23 protein-coding genes are annotated in these 24454 nt (G+C 59.8%); 13 read left to right on the forward strand and 10 right to left on the reverse strand.

Annotated features, from left to right (window positions below; translation table 11 throughout):
• The first annotated feature begins 106 nt into the window (after positions 1 to 106).
• Genes PSH90_RS10455 through pepN form a run of 6 tightly spaced genes read left to right on the forward strand, consistent with a single transcriptional unit; the run spans position 107 to position 6624 of the window.
• Positions 107 to 997, forward strand: a complete 891-nt coding sequence (locus PSH90_RS10455) for an NAD(+) kinase (protein WP_041480619.1) — start codon at positions 107 to 109, stop codon at positions 995 to 997.
• Positions 997 to 1968, forward strand: a complete 972-nt coding sequence (locus PSH90_RS10460) for a metallophosphoesterase (RefSeq protein WP_095179579.1) — start codon at positions 997 to 999, stop codon at positions 1966 to 1968. The genes PSH90_RS10455 and PSH90_RS10460 overlap by 1 nt, the downstream gene beginning before the upstream one ends.
• Complete coding sequence (locus PSH90_RS10465; protein WP_305382673.1) at positions 1965 to 2834, forward strand: rhomboid family intramembrane serine protease; 870 nt, start codon at positions 1965 to 1967, stop codon at positions 2832 to 2834. Before PSH90_RS10460 ends, PSH90_RS10465 begins: the two co-directional genes overlap by 4 nt.
• Positions 2835 to 2868: 34 nt before the next feature.
• On the forward strand, positions 2869 to 3129 hold the full coding sequence (locus PSH90_RS10470; protein WP_016774215.1) for a YeaC family protein: 261 nt from the start codon (positions 2869 to 2871) through the stop codon (positions 3127 to 3129).
• Positions 3126 to 3956 carry a DUF2797 domain-containing protein gene (locus tag PSH90_RS10475; RefSeq protein ID WP_186569239.1) on the forward strand — a complete coding sequence of 277 codons (831 nt, stop codon included), beginning with the start codon at positions 3126 to 3128 and terminating at the stop codon, positions 3954 to 3956. Before PSH90_RS10470 ends, PSH90_RS10475 begins: the two co-directional genes overlap by 4 nt.
• Before the next feature lie 10 nt (positions 3957 to 3966).
• Positions 3967 to 6624 (forward strand): aminopeptidase N, encoded by a 2658-nt coding sequence (gene pepN, locus PSH90_RS10480; protein ID WP_305382675.1) that lies wholly within the window; start codon positions 3967 to 3969, stop codon positions 6622 to 6624.
• Between the two features lie 107 nt (positions 6625 to 6731).
• On the opposite strand, the gene katG is transcribed toward pepN, so the two are convergent.
• Positions 6732 to 9008: a catalase/peroxidase HPI gene (gene katG / locus PSH90_RS10485; RefSeq protein WP_056784686.1), complete on the reverse strand. Its 2277-nt coding sequence runs from the start codon at positions 9006 to 9008 to the stop codon at positions 6732 to 6734.
• A gap of 260 nt (positions 9009 to 9268) precedes the next feature.
• On the opposite strand from katG, the gene PSH90_RS10490 reads away from it, so the two are divergent.
• Positions 9269 to 9697, forward strand: a complete 429-nt coding sequence (locus tag PSH90_RS10490) for a hypothetical protein (protein ID WP_056784689.1) — start codon at positions 9269 to 9271, stop codon at positions 9695 to 9697.
• A gap of 9 nt (positions 9698 to 9706) precedes the next feature.
• Here the strand turns inward: PSH90_RS10490 and PSH90_RS10495 are convergent, their stop codons facing one another.
• Positions 9707 to 11917 carry an LTA synthase family protein gene (locus PSH90_RS10495; protein ID WP_305382676.1) on the reverse strand — a complete coding sequence of 737 codons (2211 nt, stop codon included), beginning with the start codon at positions 11915 to 11917 and terminating at the stop codon, positions 9707 to 9709.
• 328 nt (positions 11918 to 12245) lie between these two features.
• Here PSH90_RS10495 and PSH90_RS10500 point away from each other — a divergent pair, with 328 nt between their 5' ends.
• Positions 12246 to 13262, forward strand: a complete 1017-nt coding sequence (locus PSH90_RS10500; protein ID WP_252877876.1) for an ABC transporter substrate-binding protein — start codon at positions 12246 to 12248, stop codon at positions 13260 to 13262.
• Between the two features lie 218 nt (positions 13263 to 13480).
• On the opposite strand, the gene PSH90_RS10505 is transcribed toward PSH90_RS10500, so the two are convergent.
• Both PSH90_RS10505 and PSH90_RS10510 read right to left on the reverse strand, forming a co-directional pair.
• A complete protein-coding gene (locus PSH90_RS10505; RefSeq protein ID WP_305382677.1) occupies positions 13481 to 13960 on the reverse strand; it encodes a copper chaperone PCu(A)C in 480 nt (159 codons plus the stop codon).
• Entirely contained in the window at positions 13960 to 14565 is a 606-nt protein-coding gene (locus PSH90_RS10510; protein ID WP_016774221.1) for an SCO family protein, read from the reverse strand. Before PSH90_RS10510 ends, PSH90_RS10505 begins: the two co-directional genes overlap by 1 nt.
• A gap of 273 nt (positions 14566 to 14838) precedes the next feature.
• Between PSH90_RS10510 and PSH90_RS10515 the strand changes: the two genes are divergently transcribed.
• Positions 14839 to 15765, forward strand: a complete 927-nt coding sequence (locus PSH90_RS10515; protein ID WP_305382678.1) for a Gfo/Idh/MocA family protein — start codon at positions 14839 to 14841, stop codon at positions 15763 to 15765.
• 118 nt (positions 15766 to 15883) lie between these two features.
• On the opposite strand, the gene PSH90_RS10520 is transcribed toward PSH90_RS10515, so the two are convergent.
• On the reverse strand, positions 15884 to 16621 hold the full coding sequence (locus PSH90_RS10520) for a Fic family protein (protein ID WP_252887696.1): 738 nt from the start codon (positions 16619 to 16621) through the stop codon (positions 15884 to 15886).
• A complete protein-coding gene (locus PSH90_RS10525; RefSeq protein WP_217850025.1) occupies positions 16618 to 16881 on the reverse strand; it encodes a hypothetical protein in 264 nt (87 codons plus the stop codon). Before PSH90_RS10525 ends, PSH90_RS10520 begins: the two co-directional genes overlap by 4 nt.
• A 205-nt stretch (positions 16882 to 17086) precedes the next feature.
• Between PSH90_RS10525 and ycaC the strand changes: the two genes are divergently transcribed.
• Together ycaC and PSH90_RS10535 are read left to right on the forward strand one after the other, a co-directional pair.
• Entirely contained in the window at positions 17087 to 17716 is a 630-nt protein-coding gene (ycaC, locus tag PSH90_RS10530) for an isochorismate family cysteine hydrolase YcaC (protein WP_016774235.1), read from the forward strand.
• Between the two features lie 144 nt (positions 17717 to 17860).
• Positions 17861 to 18061: a hypothetical protein gene (locus PSH90_RS10535; protein WP_016774226.1), complete on the forward strand. Its 201-nt coding sequence runs from the start codon at positions 17861 to 17863 to the stop codon at positions 18059 to 18061.
• Between the two features lie 516 nt (positions 18062 to 18577).
• Here PSH90_RS10535 and PSH90_RS10540 read toward each other — a convergent pair.
• On the reverse strand, positions 18578 to 19315 hold the full coding sequence (locus tag PSH90_RS10540) for an SDR family oxidoreductase (protein WP_095179590.1): 738 nt from the start codon (positions 19313 to 19315) through the stop codon (positions 18578 to 18580).
• Positions 19316 to 19441: 126 nt separating this feature from the next.
• Positions 19442 to 20323, reverse strand: a complete 882-nt coding sequence (locus PSH90_RS10545; protein WP_305383119.1) for an AraC family transcriptional regulator — start codon at positions 20321 to 20323, stop codon at positions 19442 to 19444.
• Positions 20324 to 20581: 258 nt separating this feature from the next.
• Between PSH90_RS10545 and PSH90_RS10550 the strand changes: the two genes are divergently transcribed.
• On the forward strand, positions 20582 to 21346 hold the full coding sequence (locus PSH90_RS10550; RefSeq protein WP_305382679.1) for an SDR family NAD(P)-dependent oxidoreductase: 765 nt from the start codon (positions 20582 to 20584) through the stop codon (positions 21344 to 21346).
• A 174-nt stretch (positions 21347 to 21520) separates the two neighbouring features.
• Positions 21521 to 22438, forward strand: coding sequence for an AraC family transcriptional regulator (locus tag PSH90_RS10555; protein WP_095179591.1), 918 nt, complete (start codon positions 21521 to 21523; stop codon positions 22436 to 22438).
• 8 nt (positions 22439 to 22446) lie between these two features.
• Here PSH90_RS10555 and PSH90_RS10560 read toward each other — a convergent pair whose 3' ends face one another.
• Positions 22447 to 23376 carry a LysR family transcriptional regulator gene (locus tag PSH90_RS10560; RefSeq protein ID WP_236169551.1) on the reverse strand — a complete coding sequence of 310 codons (930 nt, stop codon included), beginning with the start codon at positions 23374 to 23376 and terminating at the stop codon, positions 22447 to 22449.
• A gap of 94 nt (positions 23377 to 23470) precedes the next feature.
• Positions 23471 to 24181 carry an SDR family NAD(P)-dependent oxidoreductase gene (locus tag PSH90_RS10565; RefSeq protein WP_305382681.1) on the reverse strand — a complete coding sequence of 237 codons (711 nt, stop codon included), beginning with the start codon at positions 24179 to 24181 and terminating at the stop codon, positions 23471 to 23473.
• Positions 24182 to 24454: the final 273 nt, after the last annotated feature.

Here is a 24454-nt window from a genome sequence, read left to right on the forward strand (position 1 = left end):
CATAGCCTTAAACCTGAGTGCACCCTTGAGGCTGAAAGGATTTTGTCTATCTGGCGCTTTCGCCCATAATCGGCTTTTCGCGTTTTCGATTGTCCGCAGAGGTCCCATGGAGCAATTTCGTAATATCGGCATCATCGGTCGCCTGGGCAGTTCCCAGGTGCTGGATACCGTCCGCCGACTGAAACGCTTTCTCCTCGACCGTCACCTGCATGTGATCCTCGAAGACACCATCGCTGAAGTCCTGCCCGGCCATGGCCTGCAAACCTCGTCGCGCAAGATGCTCGGCGAAGTTTGTGACATGGTCATCGTCGTCGGCGGTGACGGCAGCCTGCTCGGCGCTGCGCGGGCGCTGGCCAGGCACAATATTCCGGTGCTGGGCATCAACCGCGGGAGCCTTGGCTTCCTCACCGACATTCGCCCCGACGAGCTGGAAATCAAGGTCGCCGAAGTGCTCGACGGCCACTATCTGGTAGAAAACCGCTTCCTGCTGCAAGCCGAAGTGCGTCGCCATGGCGAGGCCATCGGCCAGGGCGATGCGCTCAACGATGTGGTGCTGCACCCGGGCAAATCGACGCGGATGATCGAATTCGAGCTGTACATCGACGGCCAGTTCGTCTGCAGCCAGAAGGCCGACGGCCTGATCGTCGCGACGCCGACCGGCTCCACTGCCTACGCGTTGTCTGCCGGCGGGCCGATCATGCATCCCAAGCTCGACGCTATTGTGATTGTGCCGATGTACCCCCATACCTTGTCGGGACGGCCGATCGTGGTCGATGGCAACAGTGAGCTGAAAATCGTCGTGTCCAAAGATATGCAGATCTACCCGCAGGTGTCCTGCGACGGCCAGAACCACTTCACCTGCGCACCGGGCGACACCATTACCGTGAGCAAGAAAGCGCAGAAGCTGCGCCTGATTCATCCGCTCGATCACAATTACTACGAGGTGTGCCGCACCAAGCTTGGCTGGGGCAGCAAGCTGGGGGGCGGAGGCGACTGATGCTCGATCCCGCGCGCAGTTACGACCTGATCGGTGACGTGCACGGATGCGCCATGACCCTTGAACACTTGCTGGACCGTCTCGGTTATCACAAGCAGGGCGGGGTCTGGCGGCATCCGTCACGCATGGCGGTGTTCGTCGGCGACATCATCGACCGTGGCCCGCGCATTCGCGAGGCGCTGCACATCGTTCACGACATGGTCGAGGCGGGGCAGGCGCTGTGCATCATGGGCAACCACGAATTCAACGCGCTCGGCTGGGTCACCCCGGCGCCACCGGGCAGCGGCAAGCAGTTCGTGCGCGAACACACCAAGCGCCATGCGCGGCTGTTGCAGGAAACCCTGAGCCAATTCGAGGACCATCCCGGTGACTGGCATGACTTCCAGCAGTGGTTCTACGAGCTGCCGCTGTTCGTCGATGCCGGTCGTTTCCGCGTGGTGCATGCGTGCTGGGACGCCGGGCTGATCGAGCCGCTGCGGGCGCTGTTCCCCAATGGCTGCGTCGATGAGCATTTCCTCCAGGCCTCGGCGGTGCCCGGCAGCTTCGCTTGCACCGTGTTCGACCGCTTGCTGCGCGGCACCGACATGCGCCTGCCGGGTGGCCTGACCATGACCAGTGGCGACGGTCTGGTGCGTTCGTTCTTCCGCACCAAGTTCTGGGAAGACGACCCGAAAACCTATGGCGACATCGTGTTCCAGCCCGATGCACTGCCCGAACCTGTCGCGCAGACGCCGCTGACGTCCACTGAAAAGAATTCCCTGCTGCGCTACGGCGTCGACGAGCCGTTGCTGTTCGTCGGCCACTACTGGCGCAGCGGCAAACCGGCGCCGATCCGCCCGAACCTCGCGTGCCTGGATTACAGCGCCGTGCTCTACGGCAAACTGGTGGCCTATCGTCTGGATCAGGAAACGCGCCTGGATCCGCAAAAATTTGTCTGGGTCGATGTCGAGCGGCCGGAGGTGCTGCAATGAGTGCGGTAGCGGTATTGCGCCTGCCGTTGGCGGTGGATTTGAGCGGTTTCGTCAAACTGTTGCAGCGCATGCAGGTCCCGCATCGGGTCAGCGAAGAGGCGGGCGAGCAGGTGCTATGGGCACCAGAAGAAATCAGCGAGGACGTGCGTTCCTTGTACGAGCGCTTCCCGGCCGGCGACCCGGATCAGCAACTGAACGTACCCATGGGCCAGACCTTCAAGCGCCCGAGCTTCGCCGAGCAGCTGAAACACGCCAAAGCCACCGGATTGATTCTGCTGTTGAGCCTGATCGTCGGTGGTCTGACCTTCCTCGGCGAAAACCTCGAGACCTTGCGCTGGCTGACCTTCCTCGATTTCCGCGTGATCGGTGAGTACATCCACTTCACGCCGCTGGCCGACAGCCTCGCGGCGGGGCAGTGGTGGCGGCTGGTGACGCCGATGCTGATCCACTTCGGCATCCTCCATCTGGCCATGAACGGTATGTGGTACTGGGAGCTGGGGCGGCGCATCGAGTCGCGCCAGGGCAGCATCAACCTGATCGGCCTGACGCTGTTGTTCAGTCTGGTGTCCAACTACGCCCAGTTCGTCTGGAGCGGCCCGAGCCTGTTCGGCGGTCTGTCTGGTGTGCTTTACGGCTTGCTCGGGCATTGCTGGATCTTCCAGTTGCTGGCGCCGAACCCGGCCTATCGTCTGCCGCGCGGCGTGCTGGTGATGATGCTGGTATGGCTGGTGGTGTGCATGTCCGGGCTGATCTCGCTGATCGGTTTCGGCCAGATCGCCAACGCCGCGCACCTGAGCGGGTTACTCATCGGATGCTTTACCGGTTTGTTGGGCGGTTTGTATAACCGCCGTAAACTGGCCGTCTAACATTTTTGTTTCAGCAAAGAGCACGGAGACCCTGATGTCCTCTTTCAACGACATGATCAACAACATCACCCCGGACATCTACGAAAGCCTGAAACTGGCCGTGGAAATCGGTAAATGGTCCGACGGCAACAAACTCACTGCCGAACAGCGCGAGCTGTCGTTGCAGGCGATGATTGCCTGGGAAATCCAGAACCTGCCGGAAGACCAGCGCACTGGCTACATGGGCCCGCAAGAGTGTGCGTCGAAGTCGATCGAAGTGCCGAACATCCTGTTCAAGTCGGATGCCATCCATTGATCGAGATTGGCCGCGGTGCAATCAGCAAAATGTCGGCGCGTCTGGACGGGTCGAACGTGCAGTACGCGTTTCGTCTGGATGACGTCGAGGTGCCGGTCAATCCGTTGATCGGCAGCACGCTGCGTCTGGAGTTTTTGGGGGCGATTCACTGCACCCATTGCGGGCGCAAAACCAAAACCAGTTTCAGTCAGGGCTATTGCTACCCGTGCATGACCAAACTGGCGCAGTGCGACCTGTGCATCATGAGTCCGGAGCGCTGCCACTTCGACGCCGGCACCTGCCGCGATCCGGAGTGGGGCGAGAAATTCTGCATGACCGACCATGTGGTTTACCTGGCCAATTCGTCAGGCATCAAGGTTGGCATCACCCGTGCTACGCAGTTGCCGACCCGCTGGCTCGACCAGGGTGCGAGTCAAGCCTTGCCAATCATGCGTGTATCAACACGCCAGCAATCGGGGTTTGTCGAGGACCTGTTCCGCAGCCAGGTGGCGGACAAGACCAACTGGCGCGCGCTGCTCAAAGGTGATGCGGCGGCGGTGGATCTGGCGCAGGTGCGCGATCAGTTGTTCGAAAGCTGCGCCGAAGGCCTGCAAGGGTTGCAGGAGCGATTCGGCCTACAGGCGATTCAGACGATTGCCGATGTCGAACCGCTGGAAATCCGCTATCCCGTCGAGCAATACCCGGCGAAAATCGTCAGCTTCAACCTGGACAAGAACCCGATTGCCGAAGGCACGCTGCTGGGGATCAAGGGCCAGTACCTGATCTTCGACACCGGCGTGATCAACATTCGTAAATACACGGCTTATCAGCTCGCCGTGCATCAATAAGGATTCCAGCATGCGCACCGAACAACCGAAGATGATTTACCTCAAGGACTATCAGGCACCCGAGTACCTGATCGACGAAACCCACCTGACCTTCGAGTTGTTCGAGGACCACAGCCTGGTTCACGCGCAACTGGTGATGCGCCGCAACCCGGAACGCGGCGCCGGCCTGCCGCCGCTGGTGCTCGACGGCCAGCAACTTGAGCTGCTGTCGGTGACGCTGGCGGACCAGGAGCTGAGCGCCGCTGACTATCAAGTCTCCGACAGCCACCTGACTCTGCAGCCAACCAGTGAAACCTTCACCCTCGACACCAGCGTGCGCATCCACCCGGAAACCAACACCGCGCTGGAAGGCCTGTACAAGTCCGGCACGATGTTCTGCACCCAGTGCGAGGCCGAAGGCTTTCGCAAGATCACCTATTACCTCGACCGCCCGGACGTGATGAGCAAGTTCACCACCACCGTCGTGGCCGAACAGCACAGCTACCCGGTGTTGCTCTCCAACGGTAACCCGATCGCTTCCGGCCCCGGTGAAGACGGCCGGCACTGGGCGACCTGGGAAGATCCGTTCAAGAAACCGGCGTACCTGTTTGCGCTGGTCGCCGGTGATCTGTGGTGCGTCGAAGACACTTTCACAACCATGAGCCAGCGCAACGTCGCGCTGCGCATTTATGTCGAGCCGGAAAACATCGACAAGTGCCAGCACGCGATGAACAGCCTGAAGAAATCCATGCGCTGGGACGAAGAGGTGTACGGTCGCGAGTACGATCTGGACATCTTCATGATTGTCGCCGTCAACGATTTCAACATGGGCGCGATGGAGAACAAGGGCCTCAACATCTTCAACTCCAGCGCCGTGCTGGCCCGCGCCGAAACCGCCACCGACGCCGCGCACCAGCGGGTCGAGGCGATCGTCGCCCATGAATACTTCCACAACTGGTCGGGCAACCGCGTCACCTGCCGCGACTGGTTCCAGCTGTCGCTCAAGGAAGGTTTCACGGTGTTCCGCGATGCCGGTTTCTCCTCGGACATGAACTCGGCGACGGTCAAGCGCATTCAGGACGTGGCCTATCTGCGTACTCACCAGTTCGCCGAAGATGCCGGGCCGATGGCCCACGCCGTGCGTCCGGACAGCTTCATCGAGATTTCCAACTTCTACACCCTGACCGTGTATGAAAAGGGCTCGGAAGTGGTCGGCATGATCCACACCCTGCTGGGCGCCGAAGGCTTCCGTAAGGGCAGCGATCTGTATTTCGAACGCCACGACGGTCAGGCCGTGACCTGCGACGACTTCGTCAAGGCCATGGAAGATGCCAATGGCGTTGATCTCAGTCAGTTCAAACGCTGGTACAGCCAGGCCGGCACACCGCGTCTGGCCGTCAGCGAGTCCTACGACGCTGCGGCGAAAACCTACAGCCTGACCTTCCGCCAGAGCTGCCCGCCGACCCCGGACAAGGTAGAAAAACTGCCGTTCGTGATTCCGGTCGAGCTCGGGCTGCTTGATAGCCAGGGCAACGAAATCGCCCTGCGTCTGGCTGGTGAAGCCTCGGCACAAGGCACCACTCGGGTGATTTCGGTGACCGAAGCCGAGCAGACCTTCACCTTCGTCGACATCAACGAACAGCCGCTGCCATCGCTGCTGCGTGGCTTCTCGGCGCCGGTGAAACTGAGCTTCCCGTACAACCGCGATCAACTGATGTTCCTGATGCAGCACGACAGCGACGGTTTCAATCGCTGGGATGCCGGTCAGCAATTGTCGGTGCAAGTGCTTCAAGAGTTGATCGGCCAGCATCAGAAAGGCGAGAGCCTGAAGCTCGATCCGCGTTTGGTGTCGGCGCTGCGCACGGTGCTGTCCGACGACTCGCTGGATCAGGCGATGGTTGCCGAAATGCTCTCGCTGCCGGGTGAGGCTTATCTCACCGAGATCAGCGAAGTGGCCGACGTCGAGGCGATTCATGTCGCGCGCGAATTCGCCCGCAAGCAACTCGCCGAAGGTTTGTTCGAAGCGCTGTGGCTGCGTTATCAGGCCAACCGCGATCTGTCGAAGAAAACTCCGTACGTGGCTGAGGCCGAGCACTTCGCCCGTCGCGCCTTGCAGAACATCGCCTTGTCGTACCTGATGCTCAGCGGCAAGCCGGAAGTGTTGGCAGCGGCGCTGGAGCAATTCGAGGCTGCCGACAACATGACCGAGCGCCTGACCGGGCTGGCGGTGCTGGTCAACTCGCCGTTCGAAGAGCAGAAGGCCCTGGCACTGGCCAGCTTCGCCGAGCACTTCAAGGACAATCCGCTGGTCATGGACCAGTGGTTCAGCGTGCAGGCCGGCAGCACCTTGCCGGGCGGTTTGGAGCGGGTGAAGGCGTTGATGCAGCACCCGGCGTTCAACATCAAGAACCCGAACAAGGTGCGGGCATTGATCGGCGCGTTCGCCGGGCAGAACCTGATCAACTTCCACGCGGCGGACGGTTCCGGTTATCGCTTCCTTGCCGATCTGGTGATCGAACTGAACGGCTTCAACCCGCAGATCGCCTCGCGCCAACTGGCCCCGCTGACCCGCTGGCGCAAATACGACAGCGCGCGTCAGGCGTTGATGAAGGCTGAGCTGGAGCGGATTCTGGCGTCCGGGTCGCTGTCCAGTGATGTGTATGAAGTGGTGAGCAAAAGCCTGGCGTAACCCGATCCGGTAGGAACCGTCGAGTTGATCGTTCCCATGCTCTGCGTGGGGACGATCAACAAAAAATGCCGCTCAACGAGCGGCATTTTTATTGGCACAACAAACAGCTATTTACGCAGATCAAACCGATCCAGATTCATCACCTTCGTCCAGGCCTTGACGAAATCATTGACGAACTGCGACTTCGCGTCGGAACTGGCATAGACCTCGGCCAATGCGCGCAATTGCGCATTCGAGCCGAACACCAGATCCACCCGAGTCGCCGTCCACTTTGGCGCCCCGGTCTTGCGGTCACGGCCTTCAAACTCATCAGCATCCCGTGACGTTGGGGTCCACTCCACGCCCATGTCCAGCAGGTGGGTGAAGAAGTCATTGCTCAGCGTTTCGGTTTTATCGGTGAACACGCCATGCCGCGTCTGGCCGACATTGGTGTTCAATACCCGCAAACCACCCAGCAGCACGGTCATTTCTGGTGCCGTGAGAGTCAGCAACTGCGCCTTGTCGATCAGCAGGGTTTCCGCCGCAACCGTGTATTTGCCTTTGCTGTAATTGCGGAAACCATCGGCGATCGGTTCGAGGAAGCCGAACGATTCGACATCGGTCTGCTCCTGCGAAGCATCGACGCGGCCCGGTGAAAACGGCACCGACACCGAATGCCCGGCGTTCTGCGCGGCTTTTTCCACCCCGGCATTACCGGCCAGGACGATCAGGTCCGCCAACGAGATCTTCTTGCCATTGGCAGCAGAACCGTTGAACTCGTTCTGAATGCTTTCCAGTGTGCTCAGCACTTTGTCCAGTTGTTCGGGCTGGTTGGCCTGCCAGAACTTCTGCGGGGCCAGACGCAAGCGCCCGCCATTGGCGCCGCCGCGTTTGTCCGAGCCGCGGAACGTCGACGCCGCCGCCCACGCGGTCGAGACCAGTTGCGACACCGACAGTCCTGAATTCAGCACCTTGTTTTTCAGCGCCGCAGCGTCGCTGTCATCAATAAGCGGGTGCGTCACGTCGGGCAGCGGGTCTTGCCAGAGCAATTCCTCTTGTGGCATTTCCGGGCCGAGGTAGCGAGAGAGCGGCCCCATGTCCCGATGGATCAGCTTGTACCAAGCGCGGGCAAATGCGTCGGCGAGCTGATCGGGATTGGCCAGGAAACGCCGGGAAATCTGCTCGTATGCAGGATCGAAGCGCAACGCCAGGTCGGAGGTGAGCATGGTCGGCGAGAGCTTCTTGTTCGGATCGTGAGCGTGGGGAACGGTGCCTGCACCCGCGCCGTTTTTCGGTTGCCACTGATTGGCGCCCGCCGGGCTTTTGGTCAGCTCCCACTCGAAGCCGAACAGGTTTTCCAGATAGTTGTTGCTCCACTGCGTTGGCGTGGTGGTCCAGGTCACTTCCAGACCACTGGTGATGGTGTCGGCGCCTTTACCGGTGCCGAAGGCGTTTTTCCAGCCCAGACCCTGTTGCTCCAGACCGGCCGCTTCCGGTTCGGGGCCGACATTGTCAGCCGGGCCAGCGCCATGGGTCTTGCCGAACGCGTGGCCGCCGGCGATCAGCGCCACGGTTTCTTCGTCGTTCATGGCCATGCGGCCGAAGGTTTCGCGAATGTCCTTGGCCGAGGCCACCGGATCCGGGTTGCCTTCCGGGCCTTCAGGGTTGACGTAGATCAGGCCCATCTGCACGGCGGCGAGGGGATTTTCCAGATTGCGTTCGCCCTGATCGGTGCGGCTTTCTTCACGGCCATGCAAATCGGGCTCAGCCACCAGCGTGCCGTCACCGGGCTCTTGCACTGGGCCATTACTCTTGCCGTAACGGTTGTCGCCGCCCAGCCACTCGGTTTCCGAACCCCAGTACACGTCTTCATCCGGTTCCCAGACATCGGCGCGGCCCCCGGAAAAACCGAAGGTCTTGAAGCCCATGGATTCAAGGGCGACGTTGCCGGTGAGCACGATCAGGTCGGCCCAGGAAATGTTGCGGCCGTATTTCTGCTTGATCGGCCACAGCAGACGGCGGGCCTTGTCGAGGCTGACGTTGTCCGGCCAGCTGTTGAGCGGGGCGAAGCGTTGCTGACCGGAGCCGGCGCCGCCACGGCCGTCGGCGGTGCGATAGGTCCCGGCGCTGTGCCAGGCCATGCGCACGAACAGTGGGCCGTAATGGCCGAAATCGGCTGGCCACCAGTCCTGAGAATCAGTCATCAGTGCTTTGATGTCTTGTTTCAGCGCCTGGAAGTCGAGGCTTTTGAAGGCTTTGGCGTAGTCGAAGTCCTGGCCCAGCGGATCGGACTTGGGGGAATGCTGGCTGAGGATTTTCAGATTGAGTTGATTCGGCCACCAGTCACGGTTCGTCGTACCGCCGCCGGCGGCGTGGTTGAACGGGCATTTCGATTCGTTTGCCATGTTCGGATCCCTATCAGGTCTGCGGCCGGCTCGTGCCGACTTCGGACTGGTAAGGCTAGACCCGAGTTGGCAAGTCGGCTAATAGCCGCAGTCTTGGCAGGCGATAGGCAGGCTCTTTTGCTAGCGCGATATCGTGATGAAAAAGCAGCGTTATTTCGAAGCGATCTTAAAAACTGTCAGCTTTGACAGTGGTTGATACCACGCAATCCCAATACGTTGGAGTCAACGCACCGTCACCTTTACCTCAAGGGAATATCGACATGTCTCAGGACAAAACAAGTGACCTTCTGAACAAACGAAATGCTACCGGTAGCTTTGTCGCGTTTCTCGATGACGTTAAATTTTTGGAGAGCAAGTTATGTGTTTATGCAGAGACCGAGACGGAATTTATCATCATCGGAACTGACGATTTTATACACACGGTCGAGTTGTCTGTGCCGAATGCGTTGGAGGGAGATGGTCCTCACACAGTGACTTTTCCAACCATGGGACGGTATTGGAAGGTTATGATCAATCATTTTGACCAACCCATTATTGAGGGTGAACTCATCGTCACCTTTGCCAATTTTCGCAAAAACGTAGCAGGCACTTTTGCTCTGGATCTGGGAAAAGCCAGGAAAGTGACAGGCAAATTCGATCTTACACTCGATACCCCGAAGCAAAGTGACAGGCGAGTGCAGCCTTTATAAATAAAGACGTCAACTCGATTGCGCGGTGTCGTCCTCGGGCACGTCATCAAGAATGTCATCCTGCCCAGGCAGTTCAGTGATCACGCTGAAGTCCGATACTTCAACCGCGCCATTGCCGTAGCCCAGCAAATGAAACGAGAAGGCTTTGCGCGGCTGCGGGTTTTCAAAGCTGAAATCCATCTCCAGCGGCTGATCCGCCGTGGCGACCATTTCTGCTGGCAGGCCCAGTTGCACGTCCTGTTCAAATTCCTTGGCCTTGAGCTGAATGTACGCCGCCTGCTGCGGATCGACCGAGCGCACGGTCAGGCGCACGCGGGTGTGCGAGCCTTTGGGCATTTCCAGGTATTGCGCGCCGATCAGGTTGTCGGCCCAGTCATCCTTTATCTGCGCTTGCAGAGGGATGATGTTGTTGCTGCCGAACTGGTAGCGATGATTTAGCGGTGTGCGCAGCAAGGACAGGTCCAGCGCATCGGCGCGCGCGGCGATCTGCCGGGCCGGGTGGCCGCTGTAGGTGCCTTTGTATGTGGCACTTTCGGCGATGAAGCCGGTGCTTTGGTAATAGCGGCAGCGGCGCGGCAGATCGCACTCGGAGAAGATGCCCTGACCGTTGTGGTAGCGCAGTTTGCCGTTGGTGAACGACATGATTTCTCGCCCCGAATCGTAGTCGCGAAACAGCGACCGCCCGCTCAGCGCAGTCGGCACCGGCAGGTCGAAATAGTCGAGGATCGAGGTGCTCAGATCGACGTGGCCGTAGACCCCGGCATTCAGACGCGGCAGTTGCGCCTGCTCCGGTGCCAGCGTCAGGTTGAAACCCCACGAGGAGGCCAGCCGCACGCCGTCGATGCCATGGGATTCATCCGAGGTGATCACCACCAGTGTGTCCTTGAGAACGCCCTGGCGCTCCAGCCCTGAAAGAAACTGATCCAGCGCATCGTCGAGATAACCGACGGCAGCCTGCTTGGGCGTCTCATAACGCTGCAGATAATCCTCCGGTGCGGAGTAGGGCTGATGGGTGCCGACCGTCAGCAGAGTCAACATCCACGGCTGCTTTTGCTTTTTCAACTGGCCGACGTAATCCAGCGCACCTTCAAAAAACGCCTTGTCATCCTTGCCCCACGGGAACTCCAGATAGTTGCTGTTGCTGAACCATTCCAGGCCGTGGGTCGCATCGAAACCGATGTGCGGCATGATCTTGTCTTTGGCCATGAAGCGCAGGCCGGCGCCCTGCAAATAATGAGTGCTGAAGCCGTGTTCGCGCAGCTGCGCCGGCAGGCAGGCCTGATTGCGTTCGTTGAGGGTGAGCATTTCCACGCCTTTGGGCGTGCCGTTGTTGAGCTTATCGTAGTCACCGCACAGCATGGCGTACAAACCGCGAATGGTCTGATGGGTGTGCAGCACGTAATCCGGTGTGTTCATGCCGCGCTCGGCCCAGCGGCTGAGGTTGGGCATCAGGTCTTCCTGGTAATGACTGCCGATCGCCTCGCGGTTGGCGCGGATGTAGGCGCCGGGAATGCCTTCCAGGGCAATGATCAACACATTGCGCGCCTGACCCGGCGCGGCGAGCAGCTTCTGGCCAATGAGATCGACATCGGTGAGCCCGGCCATCGCCGGTGTCGGTTCTTCGACGTCGCCGTCCAGCCATTCCTCGGCCTGGATCTGCAGGTCGGCCACTTCGCTGGCGAGCAATTGATGCGGCAGGTTGTACAGGCGCCAGGCGTCGCCGTCATTCGGCCACAGGTTTTGCGCGCCCCAGTGCGCGGCGAACAAAACGATCGGCGCGGCCCAGGCAGCGCGCGGCAATGCCGGCCGAGCCAGACCGCGCCCCACAAATTGGGCCAGCAGCCAGAAAACCAACGCACCCAGCAAAGCAATGGCCAGGGCAGGGTGCGCAAGTCCGCCGCCAGTGGAGTTCTCGACGAACTGCGGGTCGATCAGGTAGTGAATATCCGAAGGCGTCGGCAGGCGGCCGACGGCGCTGACCAATTCTGCCGTGGCGATCGCCAGCAGCGCCCAAAACACCAGCACCGGCAAGGCCAGCCACCACGTACGGCGATGCAGCGATACCACCAGCAGACTACCCACGGCCAGATCCGACAAAAAGCCCAGCGGTGTCGACCAGCCCAACGCTGCACGCAGGCACACCGGCACGATCATTACCAAAACGATTAGAGAAAGAAGGCGGGCATTCGGCCGCCGCAGCCAGTTGAAAAGAGCGCTCACAAAAAAGGCCTGCTTGTCATCAAAGGGTCAAAAAAGTGTGGGTGATGATACCAAGGGCAGGAAGGCTGATCGGCTTTTAAAAACCTGCGGCCGGCGATCCCCGAAACGGCGCGTGCCCATAGCGGGCGTGGGTTGTGGGGCGCAGTGCCATTTTTCCCGAGGGCAGTTTTTTGTTTCAGACTGTTGTAGGTTCATCCACTGCTCCTGAATTCCAGCAGCAGACGTCAAATCGCTCAGTGCTATCGATATGCGATAAGGGTATTTAATTTCTATTTTTTATAGCTATAAAGTCAGGCCTTTCAGCCCACCCCCATGCTGCGAGGTTGTCATGGCCACACCGTTCAAACGTTCTGCGCTGACTCTGTTGGCCGCTACTCTGGCAGCGGGTGCGCTGTTCAGTAGCGGCGCCCAAGCCGAGGGCAGGATCAGCATCGCCCAGCAATTCGGCATTGGTTACCTGATTCTCGATGTCGTACGCGATCAAAAGTTGATCGAGAAACACGGTAAGGCTCAAGGCCTGGAGATCAAGGTCGACTGGAACAGCATTTCCGGCGCCACGGCGATGAACGAGGCGCTGCTGACCGGAGCGCTGGATGTGGTCTCGGCCGGCGTGCCGCCGATGCTCACTGTGTGGGACCGCACCAAGGGCAAGCAGAATGTCAAAGCCATCGCCGCGCTGGGCTCGATGCCCAATTACCTGCTGACCAACAACCCGAACATCAAAACCCTCAAGGACTTCAGCGACAAGGACCGTATCGCCGTGCCGGCCGCAGGCGTAGGTTTTCAGTCGCGCACCCTGCAAATTGAAACCGCGAAAGAATTCGGCGACGACCAGTTCAAGAAATTCGACAACATTTCGGTCAGCCTGCCGCACCCTGACGCCACCGCCGCGCTGATCGCCGGCGGCTCGGAAATCAATTCGCATTTCTCCAGCCCACCGTTTCAGTACCAGGCTCTGCAAAACCCCAACGTGCACAAAGTGCTGAGTTCCTACGACATCCTCGGCGGCCCGGCGACGTTCAACGTGCTCTACACCACGGAAAAATTCCACGACGAAAACCCGAAAACCTACAAGGCGTTCTACGACGCACTGGCCGAAGCCGAGCAGATCATCAAAGCCGACAAGCCCGCCGCTGCCCAAGCCTACATCCGCGTCGAACAATCGAAACTGCCGCTGGCTCTGGTCGAGCAAATCGTCAAAGACCCGGAAATCGACTTCACCGTCGTACCGCAACGCACGTTTATATATGCCGAGAAATTGCAGGAACTGGGCGTGTTGAAGAACAAAGCGGCGAGCTGGAAGGATTACTTCTTTGAAGAAGCGCATGGTGGTGCGGGGAGTTGAGGGATTGGGCATCACCCGGAACTACTGTAGGAGTGAGCTTGCTCGCGAAAGCGGAGTTTCAGCCACAGATGAGTTGACTGGCCTGACGCCTTCGCGAGCAAGCTCGCTCCCACAGGTTTAGCCGCGTAAACCCTCTTCCGGGCAAAAAAACGGGGCGGCCCGATCATCGATCAGGCCGCCCCGTTTATGTGTCGGGCGAACAGTCTTTCCGTCAGCGATCAATGCATCTTGCTGTGATCGTGGCCGCCCATGTTGGTCAGCGCGCGGACCGGTGCCTTGACTTCAATGGTTTCTTTCTCGCCCTTGACGTTTTCCACGGTCAGGGTCAGCGGCACGCTGTCGCCTTCCTTCAACTGACCGGTCAGGCCCATCAGCATGACGTGGTAGCCGTTCGGGTCGAAGCTCACGGCTTTGCCGGCAGGCAGCTCAACGGACTTCACCGGGCCCATGGTCATCACATCGTTCTTCATGCTCATTTCATGAATCTGAACGTCCTTGGCCACTGGCGAGGCAACGCTGAGCAGCTTGCTGTCGGTGTCGGCAGTGACGGTCATGAACGCGCCGCTGGCGGACTGGGTCGGCACGGTGGCACGGACCCAGGCATCGTCGACTTTGGTCTGCGCCGACACCTGGAAGGCCAGGCCGAGCAGGGACAGTGCACATACGGTGCGTTTGAGGTGATTCAGAACGGGATGCATCAGCAGACCTCCATAACAGTAAGCAAATCTTCCGTGCACTCTTGGGCTGTCAGCGAAGTGGACAGGCCCAGGCGCAACTCACCACGCGAGTCGTAGACGTAGCTGGTGGACGTATGGGAGATGGTGTAGGTGTCGCCGGCGGGGACTTTCTCGTAGAACACGTCGAATTCCTTGGCGGTGGCCTTGGTTTCCTCAAGTGTGCCGTACAGCGCGACGAAGCTCGGATCGAAGGCTTTGACGTAGGCGTCGAGGATCTGCGGCGTGTCGCGCTCAGGGTCAAGGGTGATGAACACCACTTGCAGGCGGTCGCCGTCGCGGCCCATGAGTTTCTTGATCTGCGCGGCGCGGGCCAGGGTGGTGGGGCAAACGGCCGGGCATTGGGTGAAGCCGAAGAAGATCATCGGCATCATCCCGCGAAAGCTCGACAGCGACATGGTTTCGCCTTCGGGGTTCTTCAGCTTGAAGGTGCGTCCGAGGATCTTGTCGCTCAGATCCTTGCCGTACTTGTACGACAGTTGGCCACGTGTGTCGCAACCGGCGAGCAGGCCGAGCCCGAGCACGCCCATTCCCGCAAGTACCTTGCGGCGAGTCAACAAAGCCGTCATCTAATACCGCCTTTTGCAGCCCGCGAGTCGGCAGGACTGGCGGGGGGTTAACCGTAAAAGCGCCGCATGATAGCAAACTGAGGCTGATCGCCGGCTGCCGATCGCCGCGCGGTGCGGGATCGGACGACAAAAGGTGTAAGAAGAAATGACGAATAAGCGATGCGTTCGCCGCGACCAAACTTGATTTAAATAGTATGACGATTGGAGGCGAGCGCAGAAACACGTACTCTTGCCGCTGCGCTGCAAAGACCAAAACAACAACAGGAGTCTGTAATGCAACCGATTCGTCTCGGCCTGGTGGGCTACGGCAAGATCGCCCAGGATCAACACGTTCCCGCCATCCTCGCCAACCCGGCGTTCCAGTTGGTGGCGGTCGCCACCCAGGGAAAACCTTGCGCCGGGGTGGAAAACTTCCAGTCGCTGGGCGAGCTGCTCGAGAACGGCCCGAGCGTCGATGCGATTGCTTTCTGCACGCCGCCACAAGGGCGCTTCGCACTGGTGCAACAGGCGTTGGCGGCCGGCAAGCACGTGCTGGTGGAAAAACCGCCCTGTGCGACATTGGGCGAGGCCATGGCCCTGGTCGATCAAGTCGCCGACCAAGGCGTCAGCGCTTTGTTCGCCTGGCACTCGCGCTACGCACCGGGCATCGCCGCCGCCCGCGACTGGCTTGCCAGCCGCACCCTGCAAAGCGTGCAGATCGACTGGAAGGAAGACGTACGCAAGTGGCATCCGGGTCAGGCATGGATCTGGCAGCCGGGCGGCCTCGGTGTGTTCGATCCGGGCATCAACGCTTTGTCGATCATCACCCACCTGCTGGCGCTGCCGCTGTTTGTCGAAGCCGCCGAACTGCGCGTGCCGAGCAACTGCCAGTCGCCGATTGCCGCCTCGATCAAAATGTCTGACCCGCATCAGTTGGACGTACGCGCCGAGTTCGACTTCGACCATGGCCACGACGAACTGTGGAGCATCGAAATTCGCTGCGTCGAAGGCGTCCTGCGTCTGGACAATGGCGGCGCGGTGCTAAGCATCGACGGCGTGAAGCAAAGCGTGTCTGAGGAGGGCGAGTACGCAGCGGTCTACCGCCACTTCCAGCAATTGATCAGCGACAAGGCCAGCGACCTGGATCTGCAACCGTTGCGCCTGGTGGCGGACAGTTTCTTTGTCGGTAGTCGGGCGTTGGTTGAGCCGTTTTACGATTGAGTGAATTTCAGCTTGAGTCGTCAGGGCGCGTAAGCAGGTCTGCGTCGCGCAGACCGCAAGGTCAAGAGACGCTGGCTGCCAGACAAATAAAGCCTGCTTTAACAGCAGGCCTCGTTAGTCACTTTATTGGCTGCGTTCTGTAGGTTTTATACAGCTGCTGAATGTCGGGATTGTTGAGATTCGCGTAGATGATTCCTTCCTTGTCCAAACCGTCCAACCCTTTGATATCGCCAATCACTCCGGGCCATTCCTCACGGCTTGAGATGTCTACGACGTGAGGCTTCAGATAATCGTCCAGGTGGCCTCTGGAAGGATCGCGGATCTCGTCGCTGAGCGCCCGTAAATACGCATCTTTGTTGGTCTTCGACCAATCGATGGCAAACTTGGCCCGGTAGCACAGTTCCATGTGCACAAGCAGGATAGTCCGCCCATTACCATCCAGAAACGGATGAGCGAAAGCCAATTGGCCCATCACCTCGCCAGGGCGCTCGTGGAAGCGTTTTTTGTTTGCAGCGAGCTCCAGCGCATATTCGACGGATCTTTTGATCAGCTCAGGTCGCTCGAAAGGTGTGTGATGCGGATCGTTTTTTGATCCTTTGAAAACCGCGAGGTGGGGAACCAGCTCATTCCTGTCTTTGCCTGACCATGGGTAGAAACCGGCAAACAGGATTTCATGAGTCCTGAGTACCGCTTGATAGTCGATGGATCTTTTTTTTGCCAGATGAGCAAGGGCCTCTTCGATACTGGCTTCGAAAGAGAGATGTTCCGATTCCTTTACTTCAGCCGGGTCTTTCAGCTTGAGCGAATTGCGAAGGTAGCCTTCAGTTTCGAAATCGCCGAAGGGATCGAACGTCATGCGCTGAGCTGCTTCTTCGAATGCCTTTTTTCCTGAAGGTAACGCCCTTGTAAGGCCATGATTTCAGACTTGTTCAAGACACCCTTTCGCTTCAGGTTGACCAGCAGTTGCTCAACACTGTCCAGTTCAACGGCATCACCGGCCAGCCGCGTTATCGTCACCGCCATGCGACTCAGGCCGTCACGCTCGGCGCCTACCCTGTGTTTTTCCGCGAGCTTGCGAACTTCGCTCGCGACGCTATCAGTGGCTGATTCGCTCATTGTTAACCCCTCGTTTTCTCTGTCGGAGCATAGCATGGCGCCGTTCTGGCGGATTAACCGTCGAGCATTTCAACGTTTGCCATTGTCCGGTTTGAGTGGACGGTGTAACCCTTTTCAAGCGATTTATCCCTTTGCTGTGCGTCAGTAATCTGTACCCAACTTGAACGCAACAACAAAACTCCAAACTTGAAAAGGGACGCACACCATGACCACTCCAACCTACAACCGCCTGAACAAAGACGACGCTATCGTGCTGCTGGTTGACCACCAGACCGGTCTGATCTCGCTGGTGCAGGACTTCTCGCCGAACGAGTTCAAGAACAACGTGCTGGCGCTGGCGGATCTGGCCAAGTTCTTTGACCTGCCAACCATCCTCACCACCAGCTTCGAACAAGGCCCGAACGGCCCGCTGGTACCGGAGTTGAAAGAGATGTTCCCGGACGCGCCGTACATCGCTCGCCCAGGTCAGATCAACGCTTGGGACAACGAAGACTTCGTCAAGGCAATCAAGGCCACCGGGCGCAAGCAGATCATCATTGCCGGTGTCGTAACGGATGTCTGTGTAGCGTTCCCGACCCTGTCGGCGCTGGCGGAAGGTTTTGATGTGTTTGTGGTGACTGATGCGTCCGGCACCTTCAACACCACTGTTCAGCAAGCCGCGTGGAGCCGCATGACTCAGGCTGGCGCGCAGATGATGAACTGGTTCTCGGTGGCCTGTGAGCTGCACCGCGACTGGCGCAACGATATTGAAGGTCTGGGTAACCTGCTGTCGCAGCGTATTCCCAACTACCGCAACCTGATGAACAGCTACTCGGCGCTGACGCAGCAGAAGTAAGCCTCCCATCCAAAGCTAAAGCCTGCCTCGAAAGCAGGCTTTTGCGTTTTCTACAGAACGCCGTTCGTCCATTGCCGGGCACTTGTCACGCGCCGGCATTTCACACGTTCAGGTACCTATCGCTGAATCACATCGGAGACCGACATGGACATTGATGAAAACGCACCGGGCAACCAGTCGCAACAAGCCGTGACGCGCACCACCGACAACGAGACGGGGCACGATCCCAAGCGGGAAAATCCCGAGGTGCCTTTGCCGCCGGACGATGAGGCACCGGTCGAGGAAGATATGTCAGATGTGGATGCGGCCAACTCGGTGTCAACCGAACATCCGCCGTCACGCTGATCGAGCGATTTAATCGATGCCTCCCACTCTGGAATTAGAGTGAGAGGCTCTCCCGCGCACCCTTATGCAGTTCAGTCACCGACATCGTGAAAACCAGTATCGACCGGCCAGGGTTGGAATATCCGTGCGCTAAATCCCCGGTGGGAGCGAGCCTGCTCGCGAAGACGGCGACACATCCAGCATCTTTGCCGACTGACCCAGCGCTTTCGCGAGCAGGCTCGCTCCCACAATGTTCCGTGTTGTCCATTGATTTGGTTGCGCCACAAAACCCTGTGGGAGCGGGCTTGCCCGCGAAGACGGCGGCACATCCAGCATCTTCGCCGACTGACCCAGCGCTTTCGCGAGCAGGCTAGCTCCCACAATGTTCCGTGTTGACCAATTATTTGGTGGTGCCACAAATCCCCGGTGGGAGCGAGCCTGCTCGCGAAGGCGGCGGCACATTCAGCATTTTCATTGACTGGTCTACCGCTATCGCGAGCAGGCTCACTCCTACAGTTGATTGTGATTCATCTGGTCTCAGTAAGGGCTCGCGGTCGGGCGCACGATCAGTTCGCTGACGTCGACATCCGCCGGTTGTTCGACGGCATACGCAATCGCGCGGGCGATGGCTTCGGCGGGGATGGCGATCTTGCGGAATGACTTCATCTCTTCGCGGCCGCCTTCATCGGAAATGCTCTCGGCCAGTTCCGATTCGGTCACGCCCGGTGCGATGACGGTGACGCGGATATCGCCACCGACTTCCTGGCGCAAGCCTTCGGAAATGGCCCGCACTGCGTATTTGGTTGCGCAGTACACCGCTGCGGTGGGGCTGACCGCGTAGGCGCCGATCGAGGCGATGTTGATGATCTGCCCGGCGCGCTGGCGCTGCATCAACGGCAGACTGGCGGCGATGCCGTGGAGCACGCCACGGATGTTGACGTCGATCATGCGGTTCCACTCATCGACCTTCAGCGCGTCCAGCCGTGACAACGGCATGACCCCGGCGTTGTTGACCAGCACATCGACGCGGCCGTAATGCTCGACGGCGAAATCAACGAAGCGCTGCACATCCTGCTGATCGGTGACGTCCAGTGCGCGGAACTGCGCGTGGCCGCCGGCGCTATTGATCCCTTCGGCAATCACTGCCAGACGCTCGGTGCGCCGAGCCCCCAACACCACTTTGGCGCCACGTTCGGCGAGCAGGCGTGCGGTGGCTTCGCCGATGCCGCTGCTGGCTCCGGTAATCACGATCACTTTGTCTTGAATGTTCAGCATGATGTCGTCCTCTTCTGTGTGCCCGTGAGTGGGCCTGGAAGAAGATTAAGTGCGGCGGCTCATGGGCTATTAATCGATTCCTCCACGGGATTTGCCCAATTCTGCTGCGCGCTTTTCGAACGAACTTCAGGCCCCGCGTGGCGCGTCCCGGTAGGCACTCGGAGTGACCCCAACTTCACGGCGGAACACCTGGGAAAAGTGGCTGGGGCTGGAGTAGCCGACTTCCAGGCCAATGTCGATCACGCTGCGTGCGGTCTCCAGCAACAGATGACGCGCGCGGCTGATGCGCAGGCGGATGAAGTATTGCGAGGGCGATAAACCGGTGGCGCGTTTGAAGGTGCGGCTGAAGTGGTAGTCGCTCAGCTCAGCGACTGCGGCCAGATCACCGAGGCTGAAATCTTCCGCCAGATTCGCATTCATGGCTTCGATCACCCGGCGCAGTTTGTAGGCGGGCAGGGCGTTGTCGCGGCGCGGGTTGCTGTCGGGGTCGAGATAATGACGCAGCAAATGGATCGCCAACGCCTGGGCCAGGCTGTGCACCAGCAGTGCACTGGGATGGCGCTGTTCGGTCAGTTCGACGCGCAGTTGCTCAAGAATGAAGCTGACCTGCTCGTCACGCGCACCCGACACGTCGACAAACGTCACTGCACCGGCCTGTTCGCCGAAGGCTTCGCGCGCCGCGTGTTCGATCAAGCCCAGACCAAGATAAAGGTGCATGACTTCGAAGACCTCGCAACCTTCGGTTTGCCAGCGCATTTCGTAGGGTTCCCGGGTGTTGGTCAGGAAAAAATCGCCCGCCGTGACTTGGCTCGCCTGCCATTCTCCGCCCAGCGAACGTTCCTCGACCCGGGCAGTGCCGGCCAATACCAGCACCAGCAGCGGTTCGGCCACGCAGGGCACGCGGATCGGCTCAAGCAGGGTTTGATGGCGGAACAGCTGCACCACCGCATCCTTGATCTGCGGCCGCGGCGTGGTCGTTTCCGCAATACCGGGCAGATGCTCCGGCATGGCTTCGGCGGCGATGCGCGCGGGCTGGCTGATTGTCGGTGTAGCGGGGCTGGCAGAGGGCACAGGACGCTCCATCAAAAGCTTCGGCTGCGAATGATTTTGAAGGTTAGGGCGGGCGAACGAGAAACTCCAGCGCAAAACCCCGACAGTCCCGGCAATCACCCGAAAGCCCGGCGGCGGACAGTGCGCGACAGTGAAGCCGTGTTCACGACCGCGCCATCAGGCGCAACACCGATTCGCTATCGAGGAGTTAAAACCATGACTGATTTCAACCACACCCTGCCCCAAGAAGTCGCCGGCAAAGTTGCACTGGTCACTGGCGCGGCCAGTGGCATCGGCAAGGCGATTGCGCTGATGCTGCACGCTCGCGGCGCCAAGGTAATTGCCGAAGACCTCAACCCGGCTGTCGAAGCACTGGCTCGTCCCGATCTGGTGCCGCTGGTGGCGGACATCACCGAGGACGGCGCCGCCGAACGTGCTGTCGGCCTTGCCGTCGAGCAGTTCGGGCGTCTGGATATTCTGGTCAACAACGCCGGGATCATCATCAACAAAGCCGTGATCGACATGAGCCGCGACGACTGGGAAAAGATCCAGGCAGTGAATGCCACGGCAGCCTTCCTGCACTGTCGCGAAGCGGTGAAAGCGATGATCCCGAACAAGTCCGGTGCGATCGTCAATATCGCCTCCTATGCCTCGTACTTTGCCTTCCCGACCATCGCCGCCTACACCGCTTCCAAAGGTGCGCTGGCACAACTGACCCGCACGCTGGCCCTGGAAGTCATCGAGCACGGCATTCGCGTCAACGCCATCGGCGTCGGCGATGTGGTGACCAATATTCTCAACAATGTCGTCGAGGACGGCCCTGGCTTCCTCGCACAGCACGGCGAAGCAGCGCCAATCGGTCGGGCGGCGCAGCCGGAAGAGATCGCCGAGATCGTGACCTTTCTGGCCTCCGACCGTGCCAGTTTCATGGTCGGCTCGGTAGTCATGGCCGATGGCGGCATGACGGTAACGGCAGGCTGATAGCGGTGCGGCAAGCCAAGGGCGCGTGTGATAACGCGGCCATGGCTTTGCCACGATCGTGAGCACGCAGAATCAGGCAAATCTGCAGCATCTTTGATCTAGTCGCCGCTGGGTAAAACTGGCTAATCTTCCTCCGCAGTTGACCCACCTTCGTCTGCTTTCGAGGCCCTTTGCATGGATAACCACGACGCTTCCATCCTCCACGACACGGCGGTGTATCGCGCCGAGCTGGTGCGCCTGCTGACCCAGCGCTTCGATGCGCCAGGCACCTACGAAACCGCGATTGCGCCGCTGCACGTGATCCGTCTCGATGGGCCGTCCGAGCTGATCCATGTCGTGCACCGCCCGGCGCTGTGCCTGATCGTGCAGGGGCGCAAGGAAGTCGGGCTGGGCGACGAACGTTTCCTCTACGACCCGTTGAATTACCTGGTGGTGTCGGTGACGTTGCCGGTGTCGGGACGGGTGATCGAAGCCTCACCCGAGGCGCCGTATTTTTGCGTACGGCTGGACTTCGATCCCGCGCAACTGACGCAACTGATTGCCGAGTCGCCGCTGACCGGCATGCCGCAAGACGCCGGGCGCGGCATGTTTCTCGACAAGATCGACGTGACCCTGCTCGACACCATGTTGCGTCTGGTGCGCCTGCTGGATAATCCGCGCGACATCGGCATGCTCGCACCGATGGTGTTGCGTGAGCTGTATTACCGCCTGCTGCGCGGCCAGCACGGGCATCTGCTGTATGAAATCGCCGTCAGCGATTCGCAGACCCATCGGGTCACGCGGGCCATCGACTGGCTGAACAAGAATTTCACTGAACCGCTGCGCATCGACGCGCTGGCGCAGGTGGCCAATCTGAGCAATTCGGCGCTGCATCACCGCTTCAAAGCCGTCACCGCCATGAGCCCGCTGCAATATCAAAAACAGCTGCGCCTGCAAGAGGCGCGGCGGCTGATCATCAATGAAGGGCTGGACGTCTCCAGCGCCTGCTACCGCGTCGGCTACGAAAGCGCTTCGCAGTTCAGCCGCGAATACAACCGCCAGTTCGGCTGCCCGCCGTCCAAGGAACTCAGCCGCCTGCGCCAGACCGGTTGACGCCCTGTTTAGCGCGCGGGTTCCGCCCATTCCTCACGAAACCCCAGCAGAAAATCCACAAATGCCCGCACCCGTTGCGGCACATAGCGGCCGTGCGGGTAGAGCAGGGTGTAGGGGCGCGAACGTCCGGCGTACGGCTGCAGCACTTCAATCAGGCGGCCATCGGCGAGTTCCTGCTCGACGATGAACCGGTAAGTCTGAAACAGCCCGGCGCCGTGCTTGGCCAGCGTCACGCCGCCGAGCACATCGTCGGAACAGGAATAGCCACCGTCGGAAATCACTTCCAGGTCCCGGCCGTTTTCCTGAAACAGCCAGGAAATCCGCCGCCCGCTGCTGGGCAATTCGAACTGGATGCACTCATGCGCAATGAGATCGTCGAGGGTCTGCGGCGTGCCGGCTCTATGCAGATATTCGGGGGCGGCGACCACCACCAGGGCGGCGTCTTCCAGCAAGCGCGCGATCAGGGTCGAGTCCGGTTGCGCGCGTACGCGTATCGCCAGGTCGTAGCCTTCTTCAACGAAGTCGATATTGCGATTGCCCAAGTGCACGTCGACCGTGACCTCGGGGTACAACGCGCGAAATTTCGGCAGCAGCGGCAGGATGCGGTGATGCCCGTAGGTGGTCGGCAGGCTGATGCGCAGTCGCCCCGACGGCGATGTCTGCGCGCCCATGACTTCCTGCTGCGCTTCGACCAGTTGCGTCAGGGCCTGGCTGCATTGTTCGAAGAAGCTGCGGCCGGCGTCGGTGAGGCGAATGCTGCGCGTAGTACGGGCGAACAGTCGCGAACCCAGGCGTTGCTCCAGACGCAGAATCGACCGGCTCACCGCAGCGGGCGTGACCCCGGCCAGTTGCGCGGCGGCGGTGAAGCTGCCGGCTTCGGCGGCCAGGCAGAACAGTTCGATACTGCCTAACTGCAAATCTTCAAAATGGCGTTTCATTGTGGCTCGCACCGAGGATCGACGGACGTTCATCCTCTGTGTACCACAACCAACGACGCCGCCGGTATCCACCGGCGGCGTTGCAGGGTTTCGATCAATGGCCAGCGCTCTGGCCACCGTCGACATGCAGGATCTCGCCAGTGACGAAATTTGCCCCGTCGAGGTAGAGGATCGCTTGCACGATGTCGTCGATTTCCCCCATGTGGCCGACCGGGTGCAGGCTGCCCAGCGCCTGATGGGTTTCCTCGGCGTGCATCGGCGTTTTGATGATGCCCGGCGATACCGCGTTGACCCGAATGCCACGCTTGGCGTACTCGATCGCCAGGGATTTGGTCGCGGCGTTGATGCCGCCCTTGGTCAGCGACGCCAATACCGAAGGCACGCCGTCGATTGCATGATCGACCAGGCTGGTGGTCACGCTGACGACGTGGCCGTTGCCGTGTTTTTCCATCTCGTCGATGGCCAGTTGCGAGATGTAGAAGAAGCCGCTCATGTTGGTCGCCACGACCTGGGCATAGTCCGCCTGGCTGTAAGCGGTGAACGGCTTGGCCAGAAAGATCCCGGCATTGTTGACCAGCGTATCGACGCGACCGAAGCGGGCGACGGCGGCGCGAATCACGCGCTCGGCGGTTTGCGGATCGGCAATGTCGCCGGCGACGGTCAGCACATCCGGGTCACTCGACTCTTTGATCGAGCGCGAGGTTGCGACCACTTGATGGCCAAGGGCGCGAAAGCCTTCGACCAGACCTGCACCAATGCCTTGCGAGGCGCCGGTGATGACAACTACTTTTTTCGATGTGCTCATGATGATTTCCTCTGTCGCTGGCCCGTCAGGATGGCGGGTGGCTGTTGGAGAGGACTTTAGGAAGTTGCGCGGAGTTGATAAATGGGGGCTGAGGTACATCATTTGTACTTCGGTGTATCTAATCAGAACGGCCTGCACGCGCTTTTTTAGGAGTGAGCCGTTTTCGATTGTCCTGTTCAGGTGGACGGTGAAACGCTTTTCAGCCGATTTATCCCTTTGCTGTGCGTCAGTAATCTGTACCCAACTTGAACGCAACAACAAAACTCCAAACTT

Source organism: Pseudomonas sp. FP1762, from assembly GCF_030687105.1.
In the GTDB taxonomy this organism is placed as follows: domain Bacteria; phylum Pseudomonadota; class Gammaproteobacteria; order Pseudomonadales; family Pseudomonadaceae; genus Aquipseudomonas; species Aquipseudomonas siliginis.